Source organism: Micromonospora sp. NPDC092111 (genome assembly GCF_044755745.1).
GTDB lineage: Bacteria > Actinomycetota > Actinomycetes > Mycobacteriales > Micromonosporaceae > Micromonospora.
The window spans coordinates 35870-53874 of the sequence record NZ_JBIVRQ010000012.1 but is presented as its reverse complement, the minus strand read 5'-3'; the positions used below and the strand labels follow the sequence as shown (position 1 = coordinate 53874).

Below are 18005 nucleotides of genomic sequence, written 5' to 3'. Positions count from 1 at the left end.
TGGGATCACGGCCGTCGCCGCTGTTCGGCGGGCGTGACCAGGTGCGATCACGGACCGAGGTGAGGCAATGGCCCAGATCACTCCCACCCAGGCGCTCGCCGAGCTGCACGCCGGCAACCGGCGTTTCGTCACCGGGGTGCCCCGCCACCCCAACCAGGACGCCGGCCACCGGGCCGCCGTCGCCGACGGCCAGCACCCCTTCGCGGCGATCGTCGGCTGCTCCGACTCCCGGCTCGCCGCCGAGATCATCTTCGATCGGGGGCTGGGCGACCTCTTCGTCGTCCGGACCGCCGGGCACACCGCCGGCCCCGAGGTGCTCGGCAGCGTCGAGTACGCGGTGACGGTCCTCGGCACCCCGCTGGTGGTGGTGCTCGGGCACGACTCCTGCGGCGCGGTGCAGGCCGCCCGGGACGCCGCCCGCACCGGCACCCAACCCCCCGGGCACCTCTACTCGGTCGTCGCCGCCGTCGGCCCCAGCCTGCGCCGCGCGGCCCAGGAGGGCGTGCACGACATCGACGGGATCGTCGACATCCACATCGCGCAGACCGTCGAGGTGCTGCTCGGCAACTCCCCGGTGATCGCCGCCGAGGTCGCCGCCGGGCGGTGCGCGGTGGTCGGCATGTCGTACCGGCTCGCCGCCGGCGAGGTGCGGACGGTGGCCTCCGCCCCGGACCCGGCACCGGCTCCCGCCCCGGTCGACGGCCCGGCCGTGACGCTGCCCGGCCCCGTCGGCCAGCCGGCCGCCGTCGCCGGCTGACCCCGCTGACGACGAGGGCCGCCCCGCGAGACGCGGGACGGCCCTCGATGCGGCGCGGGGGTGGTTACAACAGCGACACGTGTACGTGGTCGGTGTGGTTCGACGGTCCGGAGTACGACTTCCAGCCGCTGGCCGGGAACCAGATCTGCCGGTTCCAGATGACGTAGTAGATGCCCAGCCGGTCCGCGTTGCGGATCAGGAACGCGGCGAGGTTGTTGCCGTACATCCGGGTGTCGTTGTTGTGCCACGGGCTGAAGCCGCTGTTCTGCAACGACCAGTCGCAGGCTTTGCCCTTCGGGTGCTCCCACGGCCCACCCGAGCGGTAGCAGCCGACGAAGCGGCTGAAGCCGGCCCGCTTGACCTCCCTGTACATGTGCAGCGTGCGCGGCGTGACGCAGCCGGAGGTGGTCGGGTCGTTCTCGCTGCACGACTCGCCGCGCCACTCGCCGTCGGACGTCCGGCCCGGGGCGACCCGGGCCACCGGCGAGGTGGCGTTGACCAGGCCGCCGGTGAAGCCCTTGCCCCCGACCAGGGCGAGCGCCTTGTCGGCCTCGGTCTTCTTCTTGGCCATGATGTTGGTCTGCTTCTGCTGCTCGCGCACCTCGGCGTCGAGCGCCAGCTTCGCCTGCTCGGCGCGGGTCTTGACCTCGTTGACCTCGGCCAGCTTGCCGGCGTTGACCATGTTCAGCTCGTCCAGCGCGGCGGCCCGCCGGACGAAGGCGTCCGGGGCGTCACTCTCCAGCAGCGCGGCGACCGGGCCGACCCGACCCGTCCGGTACGACTGGGCCGCGATTTCGTTGACCTGCGGGGCCAGCGCGTCCAGCTCCTGCTGTGCCTTCGCCACCTCGATGGCGAGCTGGAGCTGGCGCTTCTTGGACTTCTCCAGCTTGGTCTTCGCCGCCGAGTACTCACGGTTCGTGGTCTCGATGACGTCGGTGAGTAGCTGTGGCTCCTCGTCCTCCTCGTGCCCCGAGGGGGTGGGGGTGTTGGGCGCGGCCGTCGCCGGGGCGGCCGGCCCGGTGACGATGGCCAGGGCGGCGACTACGGCCACCACCGGTGTCAACCAGCGGCGCAGGGGTGCCGTCACAGTTTTCCCTTCCGTCGACCGCCGACCGGGTTAGCTGACGGGTTCGGGGCGGAAGTGGCCCCTACCGCTGGTGCGGATTCACCCCAGGTGCTCGGTTCCCCGGTTCGCCGTACGGCGATTGGGCGGTGGCCCCGCTGGCGCCGGTGCGCGCCTTCGGCGGTGACCGGCAGCGAGGTTACCCGAGAGTCGTCCCGAGGATCTACGTCCAGAACCCGACTAAATGCGTTATTTCCCGATGGCGGTGCGTGACCAGTGACGCGGCCGACAGCCGCGAACTCGCCTCTGGTCACGCAGAGGAGTGTCACCATGCGGTGTCCGTGCTCCTTTCCGGATCTGGCCACCCTGCGGGGGCCGGGGTGGACGGACCGCCGTGCCGGGGGGCGCTCAACGCCTCAAGCGCCGTGGCACGGTCGGGGGCGGGGCGAGGGGTGGGCGCCGGCCCGCCCGGCGGGGCGTCGGCGGGGCCACGCCCGGCGGTGCTGACCAGGGCGGCCAACCCGGTGGTCAGCGGCACCGCCGCCACCAGGCCGAGCGTCGCCACCGCGCTGCGGACGATCTCCTGGGCCAGGAACTCGCTGGTCAGGATCTCGCCGACCGGCCGGCTGTCGGCGGTGAGCAGGAGCAGCAGCGGGAGTGAGGCGCCCGCGTACGCCAGCACGATGGTGTTGACCGTCGACGCGATGTGCGCCCGCCCGACCCGGGTGGCGGCCCGGTAGAGCTGCAACCGGGACAGCCCCGGGTTGGCGTGCGCCAGCTCGGTGACGGTGGCCGCCTGGGTGACGGTGACGTCGTCCAGGACGCCGAGCGAACCGATGATGATCCCGGCCAGCAGCAGGCCGTGCAGGTCCACGTCGCGCTGGTACATCGACAGTGTGGTGGCCTCCTCGCTGCCGTACCCGGTCAGGTGGGTGGCGGCCGTGGCCAGCGTGCCGAGGACGCCGGTCAGCACCAGGCTGCCCAGGGTGCCGAGCACCGCCACCGAGGTCTGCGCGGTGATCCCGTGGGTCAGGTACAGCACCACGAACATGATCAGCGCGGAGCCGGTGACCGCGATCGGCAGCGGCGAGCCGCCCGCCGAGATGCCCGGCACCACGAAGGTCAGCAGGATGGCGAAGCTGGCCCCGAGGCCGGCCAGCGCGGCCAGCCCGCGCAACCGGCCGAACGCCACGATCGCCGCCGCGAAGAGGGCGACCAGCCAGAGCAGCGGCTTGCCGCGCTGGTGCTCGGCGATGTTGTAGCTGCTCGCCGAGGGATCGGTCGGGTCGGTCAGCTCGACCAGCACCACCTCGTCGCCGACCGCCACCCTGGGCGCACCCGGACCCGACGGGACCGGCGTCTCGACCTGCCGGCCACTGTCCGGCCCCTGCTCGACGGTGACCGTCACCGTGCCGCACGGGCCGTCGGCGGCCCTCGGCGTGCCCTCGGGCGTGGCCGGGCCGGGTGGGCAGGGCTCGGTCACCACCCGGGTCACCGTGCCGTGGAAGCGGGGCACCTGCCCGCCCTGGTCGGGCTCCCGGGTGTGCCGGGGCCAGAGCACCAGCGCGGCGATCACCGTGACGACGATCAGCGGGACCACGGTCACGACGAGGATCCGTCGCACCCCGGGCGGGGTGGACGGAGCGGGACGGGTGTGGTCGGCGCCCATGTGTGCGAGTTCTCCCAACGATCCGGGACGGGATACGTGTCAACCGGCCGGCCGGTTCACCACCGGGCGACGACGGCCGGGACCGAAGCCCCGGTGTCGTCCCGGGGTGCCGGCACCGTCACGTACGGCGAGCGGGCGACCCGGGCGTCCACCCCGGCCCGGCCCTGACGGGGCGCACGGTGGTGGCGGCGGACGGCGGGTCATCGTCGGACGATGGTAGCCAGCACCCCGCCCGCCCCGCGCGGTTCGCCGTGCCCCGGCGCGCGAACTTACCTTCAGCGGCCGGTCGGGGAGCGGTGCCGACACGCCGTGCCCGGCGCGTGCGAGCCCACCGGTCCCCGCCCGCCGGTCGGCGGGGCCCGCTAGCGTGGAACCGTGCGGCTGGCGAGGACGATGGCGACGACCGGGTGGTGGCTCCGGCTGCTGCTGCTCGTCGGCACCCTGTTCGGCCTGGCCGCGATGCACACCCTCGGCCACGACGCGCACGTCGTCGGCGGTCACCGGGCCGGGCACGGCGCGTCGACCGGGACCGGCCACACGGTCGGCCGGTTAACCATGGTGCCGGATGTGGGCCAGGGGTGTGCCGGGGACGGCTGCGCCACGGCCCGGCCCGCCGGGCAGCCCGGTGCGCCGTCGCCAGGCTGGAGCGTCTGCCTGGCGATGCTCGGCGCGCTCACCGTGGCGGTGCTGCTGGTCCTGCTCTTTGCCGTCCGGACCAGGCCGGCCGCGGTGGCCCGCCCACCGTCGCGCCCCCGGGAGCCGCGCGCCCCGCCGCCCCGCCCGGTCGGGCTCCGCCTCGCCTCGGTGTCGGTACTGCGCAGATAGGACGCCCCGGCGCGGCTCCGCCGCGTCCGCCGTCCGTTCGCGTACGTCCCCACCCACCGAAAGGTCCGATCGTGTCCACTCGTACCCTCGCGCGCCGTGCCGCCCTGGCCGGCGTCAGCCTGACCGCCGCCCTCGCCCTGGCCGGCTGCGGCGGTGACCACTCCACCGGCGCCGGCCACGGCAGGCCCGCTGCCGGCAGCACCGGTGGCACCCCGGCGAACGCGTCCACCGGCGTCGCCGACGCCGACGTGATGTTCGCCCAGATGATGATCCCGCACCACCAGCAGGCGGTACGGATGTCCGAGCTGGCGGAGAGCCGGGCCCGGGATCCCGAGGTCAAGCAGCTCGCCGCACAGATCAAGGCCGCTCAGGCCCCGGAGATCGCCACCATGACCGGCTGGCTCACCGCCTGGGGGCGGCCGGTGCCGTCCGGCAGCCCGGCGGACGGGCACCGACCCGGCGGGATGGACCACGGGATGCCCGGCATGATGTCCGACGCCGACCTGGTGAAGCTGGAGAGCGCGGCCGGTCAGGAGTTCGACCGGCAATTCCTGACCATGATGATCGCCCACCACGAGGGCGCGGTCAGCATGGCCCGGACGGAGTCGACCGACGGCGCGCACCCCGACGCCAGGGCCCTGGCGGAGCGGATCGTCACCGGTCAGCAGCGCGAGATCGACACCATGACCAGACTCCTCGCCCGCCGCTGACCCCACCCCGCCCGCGTGGTCATGAGGTTGACGGCACGTCGAGCTGTTCCCCTGCCGTCAGCTTCATGATCACCGGGCCGGGGCCGGCCGGTGGGTCAGCCGCGCTTCATCAGGCGGCCGACGGCGGCCATCATCTCGCCGGCCATCTCGTCGGCGCGGCCCTCGGCGGCGCCCTCGTGCATGCAGTGTCGGGCGTGGCCGTCGAGCAGGCCGAGGGCGACCTTGTCCAGGGCGGCCTGGATGGCCGAGATCTGGGTGAGCACGTCGATGCAGTACCGGTCCTCGTCGACCATCTTCTCGATGCCCCGGACCTGCCCCTCCACCCGGCGCAGCCGGGCGAGCAACTGGTCCTTGCTGGCGGTGTAGCCCCGGATCGGGCTGCTCGGTGTGGTCATGGCGACCAGGATAGCGTACCCCTGGGGGGTATGCTACGGTCGCTGGGCGACGTACCCCAGGGGGGTATGGATCCGGATCGGAAGGGGAGCTGCCATGGTCAGCACGTACCAGGTGAAGGGCATGACCTGCGGGCACTGCGTCAACGCGGTGAGCACCGAGGTGGGCGCGATCGAGGGCGTCACCGCCGTCCAGGTGGACCTGGCCTCCGGCCGGGTCACCGTCACCAGCGACAGCCCGTTGGACACCGACTCGGTGCGCGCCGCGGTCGACGAGGCCGGCTACGACCTCGTCGAGGCGTGACGGGCCGCCGGCCCCGCAGGGAACGAGGTACCCGATGAACACGGCGACGAAGCTGAGCGGTTTCGCCCTCGGTCTCGCGGCGGTGTTCGGCGCGGCGTACGGGGCCGGCCACCTGGCCGGCCCCGTCACCCCGACCGCCGAGACCCGCCACGACCCCGCCGGCACCCACGACCCCGGCGACCCCGCCGGCACCCACGACCCCGGCACCCAGGGTGCCACCGCCCACCTTCCCGGCGGCCTGCTCGTCTCCGACCGGGGCTACACCCTGCGACCGGTGGACGCGCCGGCTGGGCAGTTCGCCTTCCGGATCACCGGCCCCGACGGTGCCCCGGTGACCCGGTACGACGTCGCCCACGACAAGCGGATGCACCTGATCGTCGCCCGACGCGACCTCTCCGGCTTCCGGCACGTGCACCCCGAACTGGACGCCGGCGGCACCTGGCGGGTCGACTCGCCGCTCGCCGGCCCCGGCGTGTGGCGGGCCTTCGCGGACTTCACCCCGTCGGGCGGGGAGCCGCTCACACTCGGGGTCGACGTGACCCGCCCCGGCGCGCTCGCTTCCCGGCCGCTGCCCACCCCGGCGACCAGCACCACGGTCGACGGCTACACGGTCAGCCTCGCCGGCACGGCGCAGCCCGGCCGCACCAGCCCGCTCACCCTCACCGTCAGCCGGGACGGCCGACCGGTCACCGACCTGGAGCCCTACCTCGGGGCGTACGGGCACCTGGTGGCGCTGCGCCAGGGCGACCTGGCGTACCTGCACGTGCACCCGGAGGGCGGGCCCGGTGACGGGCGGACCCCGGCCGGTCCGGCGGTCACCTTCTCCGCCGAGGTGCCGTCGACCGGCACCTACCGGCTCTACCTGGACTTCCGGCACGGCGGCGCGGTACACACCGCCGAGTTCACCGTGGTCGCCGGTGACCCGATCGATCCCACCCCGACCGCCGGCCCCGGCGGGCCCGGTCACACCCACGGCTGACAGGAGGTGCCGCGATGACATCGACCGCGAAGTCCCTGCCGACCGCACCGCACCGGATCGAACTCGCCATCGGCGGGATGACCTGTGCGTCCTGCGCGGCCCGGATCGAGAAGAAGCTCAACCGGATGGACGGCGTCGAGGCCACGGTCAACTACGCCACCGAGAAGGCCACCGTCCGGTACGTCGACGAGGTCACCCCGGACGACCTGATCGCCACCGTGGAGCAGACCGGGTACACCGCCGTCGTACCGCCCCCGCCCGGTCCGGTCGGGGCGGCACCGGCCGCCGAACCGGTGGACGAGCTGCGCGGTCCGCGTACCCGGCTGTGGGTGTCGGCGGCGCTGACCGTGCCGGTGATCGTGCTGGCCATGGTGCCGGCCTGGCAGTTCACCTACTGGCAGTGGTTGTCGCTGACGCTGGCCGCTCCGGTGATGGTCTACGGTGGGCTGCCCTTCCACCGGGCCGCCCTGGTCAACCTGCGGCACGGCGCGGCGACCATGGACACCCTGGTCTCCCTCGGCACCCTCGCGGCCTTCGGTTGGTCGCTCTGGGCGTTGTTCCTCGGCGACGCCGGGATGCCCGGGATGACCCACCCGTTCCGGCTCGACATCACCCGTACCGACGGCGCGGGCAACATCTACCTGGAGGCCGCCGCCGGGGTGACCGTGTTCATCCTCGCCGGCCGATACTTCGAGGCCCGGTCCAAGCGGACCGCCGGGGCCGCCCTGCGTGCCCTGCTGGAACTGGGCGCCCGGGACGTCGCGGTGCTGCGCGACGGTCGGGAGACCCGCGTCCCGGTGGACCAGCTCGCGGTGGGGGACCGGTTCGTGGTCCGCCCCGGCGAGAAGATCGCCACCGACGGGGTGGTCGACGAGGGCACCTCCGCGGTCGACGCCAGCATGCTCACCGGGGAGTCGGTGCCGGTCGAGGTCGGCCCGGGCGACCGGGTGGTCGGCGCGACCGTGAACGCGGGCGGCCGGCTGGTCGTCACCGCCACCCGGGTCGGCGCGGACACCCAACTCGCCCAGATGGCGAAGCTGGTGGAGGCGGCGCAGACCGGCAAGGCGGCCGTGCAGCGGCTCGCCGACCGGATCTCCGGGATCTTCGTGCCGATCGTGATCGCGTTGGCGGCCGGCACGCTGGGCTGGTGGCTGGGCACCGGGGCCGGCCCGACCGCCGCGTTCACCGCCGCGGTGGCCGTGCTGATCATCGCCTGCCCGTGCGCGCTCGGTCTGGCCACCCCGACCGCGCTGCTGGTCGGCACCGGGCGCGGTGCCCAACTCGGCATCCTGATCAAGGGGCCGGAGATGCTGGAGTCCACCCGGCAGGTCGACACGGTGGTGCTGGACAAGACCGGCACCGTCACCACCGGCCGGATGACCCTGGTCGACGTCCGCCCCGCCGAGGGGCAGGACCGCGCCGAACTGCTCCGGCTCGCCGGGGCGCTGGAGGCCGGTTCGGAGCACCCCATCGCCCGGGCCGTCGCGGCCGGTGCCGCCGAGGCCGGCGAGCTACCGCCGGTCACCGGTTTCGCCAACGCCGAGGGGCTGGGCGTCGCCGGCACCGTCGACGGCCGGGACGTGGTCGTCGGCCGGCTGCGGCTGCTCCGGGAGCGGGGTATGGACGTACCGGGGGACGTCGCGCGGGCGGTGACCGACGCGGAGGCCGCCGGGCGGACGGCGGTGGTGGCCGGTTGGGACGGCCGGGTCCGGGGCGTTCTCGCGGTCGCCGACGTGGTCCGGCCGACCAGCCGGGCGGCGATTGCCGGGCTGCGCGGCCTGGGCCTCACCCCGGTGCTGCTCACCGGCGACAACGCCACCGTCGCGGCGGCGGTGGCCGCCGAGGTCGGCATCGACGAGGTGACCGCCGAGGTGTTGCCGGCCGACAAGGTGGACGCCGTCCGGCGGCTCCAGGCGCAGGGGCGGACCGTCGCCATGGTCGGCGACGGGATCAACGACGCCGCCGCGCTGGCCCAGGCCGACCTGGGCCTGGCCATGGGCACCGGCACCGACGTGGCGATCGAGGCGTCCGACCTGACTCTGGTCCGGGGTGACCTGACCGCCGCGGTGGACGCGATCCGGCTCGCCCGGCGCACCCTCGCCATCATCAAAGGCAACCTGTTCTGGGCCTTCGCCTACAACGTGGCCGCCCTGCCGCTGGCCGCCGCCGGCCTGCTCAACCCGATGATCGCCGGGGCCGCGATGGCCTTCTCGTCGGTCTTCGTGGTGGCCAACAGCCTGCGGCTGCGGCGCTTCCGTACGGCCGCCTGACCGGCGGGCGCGCTGGCCTCCCGGCACCCCGGGGGGCCAGCACCGTGCTCACCGTCGGTGATCTCTGGGGCCGGGTGTGTTTCCGCGACGAGGGGCGGGGGTACCACTTCGATGTCGGAGGAACGTGTAATCCAGGAGGCTCTCATGGGGTTCGACGAGAAGATCGGCAACACGACCGAGAACACCACCGGCAAGATCAAGGAAGGCGTCGGCCGGGCTACCGACAACGAGCGGCTGGAGGCCGAGGGTAGGAGTGACCAGGCCAAGTCCAACCTCAAGCAGGCCGTCGAGAAGGTGAAGGACGCCTTCAAGAGCTGACCTACGCCGTACCGTCACGCCGGGCCGACCCACCGTCCGCCCGGCGTGCCGGGCGTCCGGGCCGGTACGCCCGGCAGGCTCGTCGTCGCCGCCGGCGTACCCCGCCCCGGGCCGGTCCGTCGACTACCGATGGTGACCACCGGCACCCGCCCGACGGGAGTTCACCCGGTCGGACCGGGTCGACGACGGTCGCCCAGCCGGGCGGCCCGCAGCTCCAGGTAGCGCTGCTCCGGCCGGCTGGTGGTGCGCCGCGCCGCCAGCCGGTACGCCTCCCGCGCCGCCGCCGGCTCCCCGGCCAGCTCCAGCAGGTGGGCCCGGACGGCGGCCAGCCGGTGATGGCCGGTGACCCGCTCGTCGGCGTCCAGCGGGGCGAGCAGCGCCAGCCCGGCGCGCGGCCCGTCCACCATGGCCACCGCGACCGCCTGGTTGAGGGCGACCATCGGGCCGGGGGCGACCGCCGCGAGCACCCGGTACAGCGCGACGATCTGCCGCCAGTCCGTCTCGGCGGCCGACCGCGCCTCGGCGTGCACCGCCGCGATCGCCGCCTGGAGCTGGTACGGCCCCGGCGGCGACCAGGTCAGCGCCTCGGTCACCAGGGCCACCCCCTCGTCGACGGCCAGCCGGTCCCACCGGCTGCGGTCCTGCTCGGCCAGCGGCACCAGTTCCCCGTTCGGCCCGGTCCGGGCCGCCCGGTGCGCGTCGGTGAGCAGCATCAGCGCCAGCAGACCGGCCACCTCGCCGTGGTCCGGCAGCAGCCGGCGGAGCTGCCGGGCCAGCCGGATCGCCTCCCCGGTCAGCTCGACCCGGTGCAGGTCGCCGCCGCTGGAGGCGGTGTGACCCTCGTTGAAGATCAGGTACAGCACCTGGAGCACGGCGCGGAGCCGGCCGTCCCGTTCGGCCGGTGTCGGCAGCGCGAACCGGGCCCCGGCCGCCTCGATCCGCTGCTTGGCGCGGCGGATGCGCTGGCTCATCGTCGCCTCCGGCACCAGGTGGGCCTGGGCGATCTGCGCGGTGGTCAACCCGCCCACCGCGCGCAGGGTCAGCGCCACCTGCGCCGACCGGGGCAGCGCCGGATGGCAGCAGAGGAAGAGCAGGGTGAGGCTGTCGTCCCCGGTGGACGGCTCGTCGTCGGCCGGCGGCGCGACCCCCGCGTACGCCGGCTCGCGCAGCGCCACCGCGACCTCGCGCTCCCGGCGGGCGCGCTCGCTGCGCCACTCGTCGGTGAGCCGGCGGCCGGCGACGGTGAGCAGCCACCCCCTCGGCTGCTCCGGCACGCCCTGCGTGGGCCACCGGGTGGCCGCCGCCAGCAGCGCCTCCTGCACGGCGTCCTCGCAGGCGGCGAAGTTGCCGTGCCGGCGGACGAGGACGCCGAGGACCTGCGGCGCGAGGGTACGCAGCAGGTCCTCCACCGCCCGGCTGGTCACATCTCGGTCCCGGCCTGGTTCATCAGCGGACGCACCTCCAGCACGCCGAAGCCCCGGTGCACGTCGGGCCAGCGGCCGGCGATCTCGGCGGCCCGGTCCGGGCCGTCGCAGTCGATCATCAGGTAACCGGCGAACTGCTCCTTGCTCTCCAGGAACGGCCCGTCGGTGACCTCCGGCCGGTCGCCGGCCAGCCGTACCGTCCGGGTCTGCGACGGGTCGGCCAGCGCCTCACCGCCGACCAGCTCACCGGACTCGGTCAGCTCCTTCATGATCTCGTCGACCTCGCCGAAGAGGGCGGTGCGTTCCTGCTCGGTGAGCCCGTCGACGAACCCGGGCCGGTTCCAGATCAACAACATGTACTTCACGACTGACGCTCCTCGGGCGCGGCCACGGCGTGGCCTCTCGGCAGGGGATCGGAGCCGGCACGGCCGATCCGACACCCGTACCGGGATCTTCTCCGACTCACCGTCGGCCGGGGATCGACCGGGCCGGCGGCACGCCGACGCCCAGCGACGCCCGGTCGGCGGCGGAGGTGCCGGAGTGCCAGCCCTCGGCGTCCCGGACGGTCAGCCGGGCCCGGGTCACCCCGGGGAAGAGGGTCTCCATCCGCTCCCGCACCGCGCCCGAACGGGCGGCGAGCACCGGCAGCAGCCGCTCCGGGCCGGCGGCCTCCACCGCCTGCCGGTTCGCCTCGTCGGCCGCGCCCCGCAGCCGCTCGCCGATCCGCAGCGCGAACGCGTGCAGGAACGACTCGTCGTACGCCTTCGTCCGCCGGCCGCCGCCCCGGCGTTCCCGGCGTCCGCGCAGCATCCCGGCGGTGGCCTGCACCAGCAGCGAGGTGTGCAGCAGTTCGACGGCCTCCAGGTCGGCCGGGAAGCCGAGCACGGTGGCGAAGCCGAGGTCGTCCGACCAGACCGACTCGCACCGGTTCGCCGCCGCCACCTCCTGCACCAGCAACGCCTTCGCGCCCGCGTACGGGGCGTCGGTGCCGATCCGCACCCCGCCCGGCCGGTCCGGGTGGGCGGCGGTCGCCTCGACCAGCGCCCGTTCCAGGCTGTGCCGGGCGATCAGCTCCTGTGCCTTGCCGGTGAGCGCCTCCGCCTCGGCCGGGAAGGTGGTCGACTCCGCCTTGGCCAGCAGCGCCCGGACCCGGTCGAGGATCCGGGACCCGCTCGGCCCGGCCGGGCCGGTCGCCACCGCGCCACCCGGGCCGCCCGGCGGCGGACGCAGCACCGCGACCGGCGGCAGGCCGGCCAGCAGCGCCAACACCTCGACCGCGTCGCGCAGCGCGGTGATCCGGTCCTCGCCCTCCCGGGCCGCCCAGCCGACCAGCCAGCCGGCGTCGTCGTTCCAGCGGACCCGAGCGTCCAGGCCGGCGAGCTGGTCGTCCCACCACTGCGGGACCGGACCGGCCTGGTCCCGCCGCTGGGCGGCGAGGGCGTCCACGGCCAGCCGGCCGGGGCGCGCGCCGAGCCGGCGGTCCACGATCCGGGCCACGTCGACCGGCTGCCAGCCACGCGGCCAGAGCCGGCCCAGGCCGGCGGCCAGGCGGCCGAGCAGGGCGGCGTCCACCACCCCCGGGCCGTCGACGGTGCCGACGACCAGCCGGTCCAGCTTCCGCTCCGCGTCGCGTACGTCGGTGCCGCGCACCGCCGCGACCGCGTCGGCGATGAGGGCGTCGGCGTCCGGCACGGGTGGTCCTTCCTCGGGGGCTGACGGCCGGGTGGTGTCCGGATCGTCGGGAGTGTCTGCCGGGCAACGGTACCCGGGCGCGGATTGCCCACCCGGACCCCTCATCCGTCCACGCCCCACGCCCGTACTCCTGCCCGGAGCGGACCGAGGCGGGACGGAGGCGAGGGTGGGCACCATGACGGTGAGTGAGGTCACCGACCGGGGCCGGTACCGGGGACGTCGCCGGGGCGCGGGCCGGTTCGGCGTCCTGACGGCGGCGCTGGTGGCGGTGGGCCTGGGCGCGGGCGGCCTGGTGCTGGCCCAGCGCGGCGGCGTCGACCTGGGCGACCTGGTCGGCGACGTACGCCGGGACCCGGCTCGCCCGGCCGCCGCCGCGGTGCCGCCCGTGCCGTCCCGGTCCGCCGGGCCCGCGCCGGCCGCCGCGCCCGGCTCGGCGGTGCTGCGCTACCCGCAACGGGGCACCGGCACCTGGCGGACCGCCACCGCCCGGGGTGCGGTCGCCGGGCGGGGCGGTGAGCTGCTGCGCTACCGGGTGGCCGTGGAGGGCGGCATCGACGACGTCGACGTGGAACGGTTCGGCCGGGAGGTGGCGGTGGTGCTCGCCGACCGCCGGGGCTGGACCGCCGACGGCCGGTGGCGGCTGCAACGGGTCGGCGCTGCCGACCCGGCCGACTTCACCGTGCTGCTGACCACCCCGGTCACCCGGGGTGAGCTGTGCGGGGACATCTCCGACCGTTACACCTCCTGCCGTAACGGCGACCGAGTGGTGATCAACGTGGCCCGGTGGGCGCGGGGCGTACCCGGTTTCCGGGGCGACCTCGCCAGCTACCGGTCGTACGTGCTCAACCACGAGGTGGGGCACCGGCTGGGCCGGGGCCACGAGCGCTGCCCGGCGGCGGGCGGGCCGGCGCCGGTGATGCAGCAGCAGACCCTCGGCCTGCACGGCTGCCTGCCCAACGCCTGGCCCCGGATCGGTGGTTCCCTGTTCAGCGGCCCGGCGGGCGAGTACGACGACCCGGTACCGGCCGGCGACTGAACCCGGCGGGAGCGGCGGGGATCGGGGTGGCTTCCCGTCCGGGGCCGGTCAGCGGCGGGCGAACGACGCCCAGATGTTCTTGGTGCGGTCGGTGGCGTACCAGCCGACCTGCAACGAGACCGCCGTGGCGATCTGCAGGCCCCGTCCGCCGGCGCCCAGCGGGCGGGTGTCGGCCAGCTCGGGGATGGAACTCAGGTCGTGGTCGGCGACGTCGAGGATGAGCGCGTCGTCGGCGGCCAGCAGCCGGATGATGGTCGGCGGGATGCCGTGCCGGAGGGCGTTGGTGGCCAGTTCGGTGGCGACCAGCACGATCAGTTCGGGGACCTCGCCCATCCGTTGCCCGTCGATCAACCGCTCACCGGTGAGCGCCTGGTGCAGCGACGCGCGCAGGGCGCGTAGGCCGGCAGGGTCGGCCAGCTCCCACCGTCGCAGCTCGGTGGCCTGCGGTGAGGGTGGGGAGGTGCGCAGCTTTCCCATGATCCCGCTTTACCCTGCGTAGCCACTTCCTATGCCGCCCCGGCGTGTCGGTGATCCGTCGGCCCGGGACGGTGACCGCCCAGGTGGCGCGGGTGTCCCACCCGGACCGACGGCAGGGGTCGGGTAGTCACCCGATTCGGGGTCTGCGTCAGGGCCTGCCGTCGCGTAAAGTCCGCACACTGAACGGGCCATGTCGGCGACGGGTCCGCCCCGCAACGGGCACCTGTCCGCCACGGTTTTGGGCGCATCCCCGCGCCGGCTCACGGACCGCCGAGGAAGAGCGATGACCACCAGTACGAATGCTCCCAAGGTGACCGTCGTGGTCCCCGCGTACAACTCCGGGCCGCACATCGAGAAGCTGGTCACCTCGCTGCTGCACCAGTCGCTGCCGGCCGGCGAGTTCGAGGTCATGTTCGTCGACGACGGCTCGACCGACTCGACCGGTGCGCGGCTGGACGAGCTGGCCGCCGCCCATCCGCACTTCCGGGTGCTGCACATCGAGAACTCCGGCTGGCCGTCCCGGCCCCGCAACCTCGGCGTCGACCACGCCCGGGGCGAGTACGTCTTCTTCGCCGACGACGACGACTGGTTCGGCGAGGAGGCGCTGGAGCGGCTGTACGCCTGCGCGACCGCGCACGACGCGGACCTGGTGGTCGGCAAGATGGCCGGGCACCGGCGGTCGGTGCCGCGTGAGCTGTTCCGGCGGAACCGGTTCCCGGCGACGCTGGAGAACTCGCCCCTGATCGACAGCCTCACCGCGCACAAGCTGTTCCGGCGTTCCTTCCTCGTCGACCACGAGCTGCGGTTCCCCGAGGGCAAGCGGCGGCTGGAGGACCACGTCCTGGTCACCCGGGCCTACTTCCTGTCCCGGCGCACCTGCGTACTGGCCGACTACGTCTGCTACCACCACCAGCGGCGGGTCGACGCCGGCAACGTCACGGCCACCGCGCTGGAGCCGGCCGGCTACTTCGTCAACCTGCGCGAGGCGCTGGACATCGTCGACGCGCACACCGAGCCCGGCCCGCTGCGGGACCGGCTGCACCGGCGCTGGCTGCGCAACGAGATGGTCGCCCGGCTGCGCGGCCGGCGGCTGCTCGACGCCCCCACCGCCTGGCTCGACCAGCTCGTGGCCGAGTCGCAGCGGGTGATCCGGGAGCGGTTCGGCCCCGGCGTCGCCGCCGGCCTGCCGCCGCTGCAACGGATCATCACGCACCTCACCGAGCAGGGCCGGACGGCCGACCTGCGTCGGCTGGCCGGCTGGGAGGCGGCGGTCCGGGCCGAGGCCACGGTGGAGCGGGTCGAGTGGGACGGCGCCACGCTCACCGCCACGCTCACCGCCGGCCTGCGCTTCGGCGAGCAGCCGCTCACCGTCACCGTCGAGGGTGAGCGACACCTGCTGGTCGTCCCGGTCGACGACGTGCCGGCCGAGCTGCGCGACGCGACCACCCGGATCACACAGTCCAAGCTGGACGTGGTCGCCCGGCAGCGGGACACCCGGGAGGAGTGCTTCGTACCGGTCTCCGGCACGATCGAGCTGGTCCCGGCGGGCGACGGCCGGCTCCGGGCCGTGCAGCGCGGCACCGCCCGGCTCGACGTCGGTGTGCTCAACGGCGGCCGGAGCAAGGGCACCTGGGACCTGAAGGCCCGGGTCACGAGCTGCGGCTGGACCGAGGACGTCCTGCTCCCGCTGGCCTTCCGGTGCACGTCCGACGGGGCCCACCCGGTCACCGTGCCGCACGCGGGCAGCCTGCGTTTCCGGCTGCGGAGGGCGGTCGCCCGCCGGGTGCCCGAGTCGATCCGCCGAGCCATCCACCGCTGACCTCCCCGCCGGCCCGGCTGTCTCCGGCCCGGCTGTCTCCGGCCCGGCTGTCTCCGGCCCGGCTGTCTCCGGCCCGGCTGTCTCCGGCCCGGCTGTCCCCGGGCCGGCCGTCCCCGGGCCGGGGCGTCGCACGCTTGCGTCCCTGAGACCGCGTGCCGGTCCGTCCTTCCCGCTTCCCGAGGTCCACGACCGGTCGCGGGACGACGCCGTCGCGACACGTCCGCCCGGCGTAGCGGTTCCGTGGCTGCCGTCGACCCGGTGACCGCCGTCACCCCGGTCGGTGGGCAGCGTGAAGAACGCGTCAAGAAACGGCCGCCCGCCGTCACGGTCGCGTTATGGACCCTGTCCGTCCGCGTACCGGGGCGTTGTGATTGCTCGGCGCGGCCGGAAGGCGGTCGCGGCGGTCGGGTCCGGTAAGAGGAGTCAGCGTGTCTGACGTGGTGTTCGTGCTGGTGACGGCGGCGCTGTTCGCGGTGCTCGCCCTCGTGGTGAGGGGCGTGGAGAAGCTGTGAGCGCCGTCAACGCCGTCGGCCTTGTGCTGGCGATCGGCCTGGGAGTGTTCATGGTCGTCGCGCTGTTGTTCCCGGAGCGCTTCTGATGACCACGACAACAGCCGGCGTCGTCTTCGTCCTGTCGCTGGCGGTGGTGCTGGTCGCCGTGCACCGCCCGTTCGGCGACTACATGTTCCGGGCGGTCGCCGGCACCCGGCAGTCCCGCGTCGAGCGTGGTGTCTTCCGCCTGGTCGGGGTGAACCCGGCGGCCGAGCAGTCCTGGGGCGTGTACGCCCGCAGCCTGCTGGCCTTCTCCGCCGTCTCGATCCTGTTCCTGTACGCCTTCCAACGGGTGCAGAACCACCTGTGGCTGTCGCTGGGCTTCGACCCGGTGGTCCCGCACGGGGCCTGGAACACCGCCGTCTCCTTCGTGACCAACACGAACTGGCAGTGGTACTCGGGAGAGTCGACCATGGGTCACCTGGTGCAGATGGCCGGGCTGGCGGTGCAGAACTTCGTCTCCGCGGCCGTGGGCATCGCCGTGGCGGTGGCCCTGGTCCGGGGGTTCGCCCGCAGCCGTACCGGCGAGCTGGGCAACTTCTGGGTCGACCTGGTGCGGATCACGCTGCGGATCCTGCTGCCGATCGCGGTGCTCGGCGCGCTCGTGCTGATGGCCGGCGGCGTGGTGCAGAACCTCTCCGCCGGCACCGACGTCGGCACCCTGACCGGCGGCGGCCAGACGATCACCGGCGGCCCGGTGGCCAGCCAGGAGGTCATCAAGGAGCTGGGCACCAACGGCGGCGGCTTCTACAACGCCAACAGCGCCCACCCGTTCGAGAACCCGACGGCCTGGACGAACTGGATCGAGATCCTGCTGATCCTGTTGATCCCGTTCAGCCTGCCCCGCGTCTTCGGCCGGATGGTCGGCCAGACCCGGCAGGGCAACGCGATCGTCGCGGTGATGGCCGTCCTGGCGCTCGCCAGCATCACCCTGACCAACGCCTTCGAGCTGGCCGGACACGGCACCGTCCCGCAGGCGGTGGGTGCGGCCCTGGAGGGCAAGGAGGTCCGGTTCGACGTGTCGAACTCGGCGACCTTCGCCGCCGCCACCACGCTCACCTCCACCGGCGCGGTGAACTCGTTCCACGACTCGTACACCGCGCTGGGCGGGATGATGACGCTGGGCAACATGATGCTCGGCGAGGTCGCCCCCGGTGGGGTCGGCGCGGGCCTGTACGGCCTGCTGATCCTCGCCGTGATCACGGTGTTCGTGGCCGGCCTGATGGTCGGCCGGACCCCGGAATACCTGGGCAAGAAGATCGGCTCCCGCGAGATCAAGTTCGCCTCGCTGTACTTCCTGGTCACCCCGGCGCTGGTGCTGATCGGCACCGCCGCCGCCTTCGCCAGCGGCAACAACTCGACGGCGTTGAACGTCGGTCCGCACGGCCTGTCCGAGGTGCTGTACGCGTTCACCTCGGCGAGCAACAACAACGGTTCGGCGTTCGCCGGGATCACGGTGAACACGGCATGGTGGAACACCGCGCTCGGACTGTGCATGCTGCTCGGCCGGTTCCTGCCGATCATCTTCGTACTCGCCCTGGCCGGCTCGCTCGCCCGCCAGGCACCCACCCCCGCCTCCGAGGGCACCCTGCCGACCCACCGACCGCTCTTCGTCGGGATGGTCGTCGGCGTCGCGGTGGTCCTGGTGGCGCTCACCTTCCTGCCCGCGCTCGCGCTCGGCCCGCTGGCCGAAGGGCTGTGACCAGCATGAGGAACGAG

General features: G+C 74.2%; 18 protein-coding genes and 1 riboswitch. Of the genes, 11 read left to right on the top strand and 7 right to left on the bottom strand.

Annotation, left to right across the window (positions count from 1 at the left end; all coding sequences use genetic code 11):
- The first annotated feature begins 67 nt into the window (after positions 1 to 67).
- Positions 68 to 757 carry a carbonic anhydrase gene (locus ACIQG9_RS21970; RefSeq protein WP_400405311.1) on the top strand — a complete coding sequence of 230 codons (690 nt, stop codon included), beginning with the start codon at positions 68 to 70 and terminating at the stop codon, positions 755 to 757.
- Positions 758 to 821: 64 nt separating this feature from the next.
- Here ACIQG9_RS21970 and ACIQG9_RS21965 read toward each other — a convergent pair whose 3' ends face one another.
- Positions 822 to 1844 carry a coiled-coil domain-containing protein gene (locus ACIQG9_RS21965; protein WP_400405309.1) on the bottom strand — a complete coding sequence of 341 codons (1023 nt, stop codon included), beginning with the start codon at positions 1842 to 1844 and terminating at the stop codon, positions 822 to 824.
- Positions 1845 to 1847: 3 nt separating this feature from the next.
- Positions 1848 to 1979: riboswitch (cyclic di-AMP (ydaO/yuaA leader) on the bottom strand.
- Positions 1980 to 2145: 166 nt separating this feature from the next.
- Complete coding sequence (locus ACIQG9_RS21960; RefSeq protein WP_400405307.1) at positions 2146 to 3489, bottom strand: YibE/F family protein; 1344 nt, start codon at positions 3487 to 3489, stop codon at positions 2146 to 2148.
- A 375-nt stretch (positions 3490 to 3864) separates the two neighbouring features.
- Here ACIQG9_RS21960 and ACIQG9_RS21955 point away from each other — a divergent pair, with 375 nt between their 5' ends.
- Positions 3865 to 4314 (top strand): hypothetical protein, encoded by a 450-nt coding sequence (locus ACIQG9_RS21955; RefSeq protein ID WP_400405304.1) that lies wholly within the window; start codon positions 3865 to 3867, stop codon positions 4312 to 4314.
- A gap of 71 nt (positions 4315 to 4385) precedes the next feature.
- Positions 4386 to 5024 carry a DUF305 domain-containing protein gene (locus ACIQG9_RS21950; protein ID WP_400405302.1) on the top strand — a complete coding sequence of 213 codons (639 nt, stop codon included), beginning with the start codon at positions 4386 to 4388 and terminating at the stop codon, positions 5022 to 5024.
- 95 nt (positions 5025 to 5119) lie between these two features.
- Here ACIQG9_RS21950 and ACIQG9_RS21945 read toward each other — a convergent pair whose 3' ends face one another.
- Entirely contained in the window at positions 5120 to 5419 is a 300-nt protein-coding gene (locus ACIQG9_RS21945) for a metal-sensitive transcriptional regulator (protein ID WP_400405300.1), read from the bottom strand.
- Between the two features lie 94 nt (positions 5420 to 5513).
- Here ACIQG9_RS21945 and ACIQG9_RS21940 point away from each other — a divergent pair, with 94 nt between their 5' ends.
- The 4 genes from ACIQG9_RS21940 (at position 5514) to ACIQG9_RS21925 (ending at position 9287) form a co-directional block, all read left to right on the top strand.
- Positions 5514 to 5720, top strand: coding sequence for a heavy-metal-associated domain-containing protein (locus tag ACIQG9_RS21940; RefSeq protein ID WP_400405297.1), 207 nt, complete (start codon positions 5514 to 5516; stop codon positions 5718 to 5720).
- A gap of 34 nt (positions 5721 to 5754) precedes the next feature.
- Positions 5755 to 6699 (top strand): hypothetical protein, encoded by a 945-nt coding sequence (locus ACIQG9_RS21935; protein WP_400405294.1) that lies wholly within the window; start codon positions 5755 to 5757, stop codon positions 6697 to 6699.
- Positions 6700 to 6713: 14 nt separating this feature from the next.
- Positions 6714 to 8969: a heavy metal translocating P-type ATPase gene (locus tag ACIQG9_RS21930; RefSeq protein ID WP_400405291.1), complete on the top strand. Its 2256-nt coding sequence runs from the start codon at positions 6714 to 6716 to the stop codon at positions 8967 to 8969.
- A 144-nt stretch (positions 8970 to 9113) separates the two neighbouring features.
- Positions 9114 to 9287 (top strand): CsbD family protein, encoded by a 174-nt coding sequence (locus ACIQG9_RS21925; protein ID WP_400405631.1) that lies wholly within the window; start codon positions 9114 to 9116, stop codon positions 9285 to 9287.
- 161 nt (positions 9288 to 9448) lie between these two features.
- Here the strand turns inward: ACIQG9_RS21925 and ACIQG9_RS21920 are convergent, their stop codons facing one another.
- From ACIQG9_RS21920 to ACIQG9_RS21910, 3 genes are all read right to left on the bottom strand, one after another.
- Positions 9449 to 10711, bottom strand: a complete 1263-nt coding sequence (locus tag ACIQG9_RS21920) for an RNA polymerase sigma factor (protein WP_400405288.1) — start codon at positions 10709 to 10711, stop codon at positions 9449 to 9451.
- The gene (locus ACIQG9_RS21915) at positions 10708 to 11067 is read right to left on the bottom strand and encodes a YciI family protein (RefSeq protein ID WP_400405628.1); all 360 of its coding nucleotides are present in this window, start codon (positions 11065 to 11067) and stop codon (positions 10708 to 10710) included. The genes ACIQG9_RS21920 and ACIQG9_RS21915 overlap by 4 nt, the downstream gene beginning before the upstream one ends.
- A gap of 106 nt (positions 11068 to 11173) precedes the next feature.
- Positions 11174 to 12403, bottom strand: a complete 1230-nt coding sequence (locus ACIQG9_RS21910; RefSeq protein WP_400405287.1) for a DUF2786 domain-containing protein — start codon at positions 12401 to 12403, stop codon at positions 11174 to 11176.
- 175 nt (positions 12404 to 12578) lie between these two features.
- On the opposite strand from ACIQG9_RS21910, the gene ACIQG9_RS21905 reads away from it, so the two are divergent.
- On the top strand, positions 12579 to 13439 hold the full coding sequence (locus ACIQG9_RS21905; RefSeq protein WP_400405284.1) for a DUF3152 domain-containing protein: 861 nt from the start codon (positions 12579 to 12581) through the stop codon (positions 13437 to 13439).
- Positions 13440 to 13487: 48 nt separating this feature from the next.
- On the opposite strand, the gene ACIQG9_RS21900 is transcribed toward ACIQG9_RS21905, so the two are convergent.
- Positions 13488 to 13916 carry an ATP-binding protein gene (locus ACIQG9_RS21900; RefSeq protein ID WP_400405282.1) on the bottom strand — a complete coding sequence of 143 codons (429 nt, stop codon included), beginning with the start codon at positions 13914 to 13916 and terminating at the stop codon, positions 13488 to 13490.
- Positions 13917 to 14199: 283 nt separating this feature from the next.
- On the opposite strand from ACIQG9_RS21900, the gene ACIQG9_RS21895 reads away from it, so the two are divergent.
- From ACIQG9_RS21895 to kdpA, 3 genes are all read left to right on the top strand, one after another.
- Positions 14200 to 15735, top strand: coding sequence for a glycosyltransferase family 2 protein (locus ACIQG9_RS21895; RefSeq protein WP_400405279.1), 1536 nt, complete (start codon positions 14200 to 14202; stop codon positions 15733 to 15735).
- Positions 15736 to 16243: 508 nt separating this feature from the next.
- On the top strand, positions 16244 to 16333 hold the full coding sequence (gene kdpF, locus ACIQG9_RS21890) for a K(+)-transporting ATPase subunit F (protein WP_073839165.1): 90 nt from the start codon (positions 16244 to 16246) through the stop codon (positions 16331 to 16333).
- Positions 16333 to 17988, top strand: coding sequence for a potassium-transporting ATPase subunit KdpA (kdpA, locus tag ACIQG9_RS21885; RefSeq protein ID WP_400405276.1), 1656 nt, complete (start codon positions 16333 to 16335; stop codon positions 17986 to 17988). Before kdpF ends, kdpA begins: the two co-directional genes overlap by 1 nt.
- The last annotated feature ends 17 nt before the right edge of the window (positions 17989 to 18005 follow it).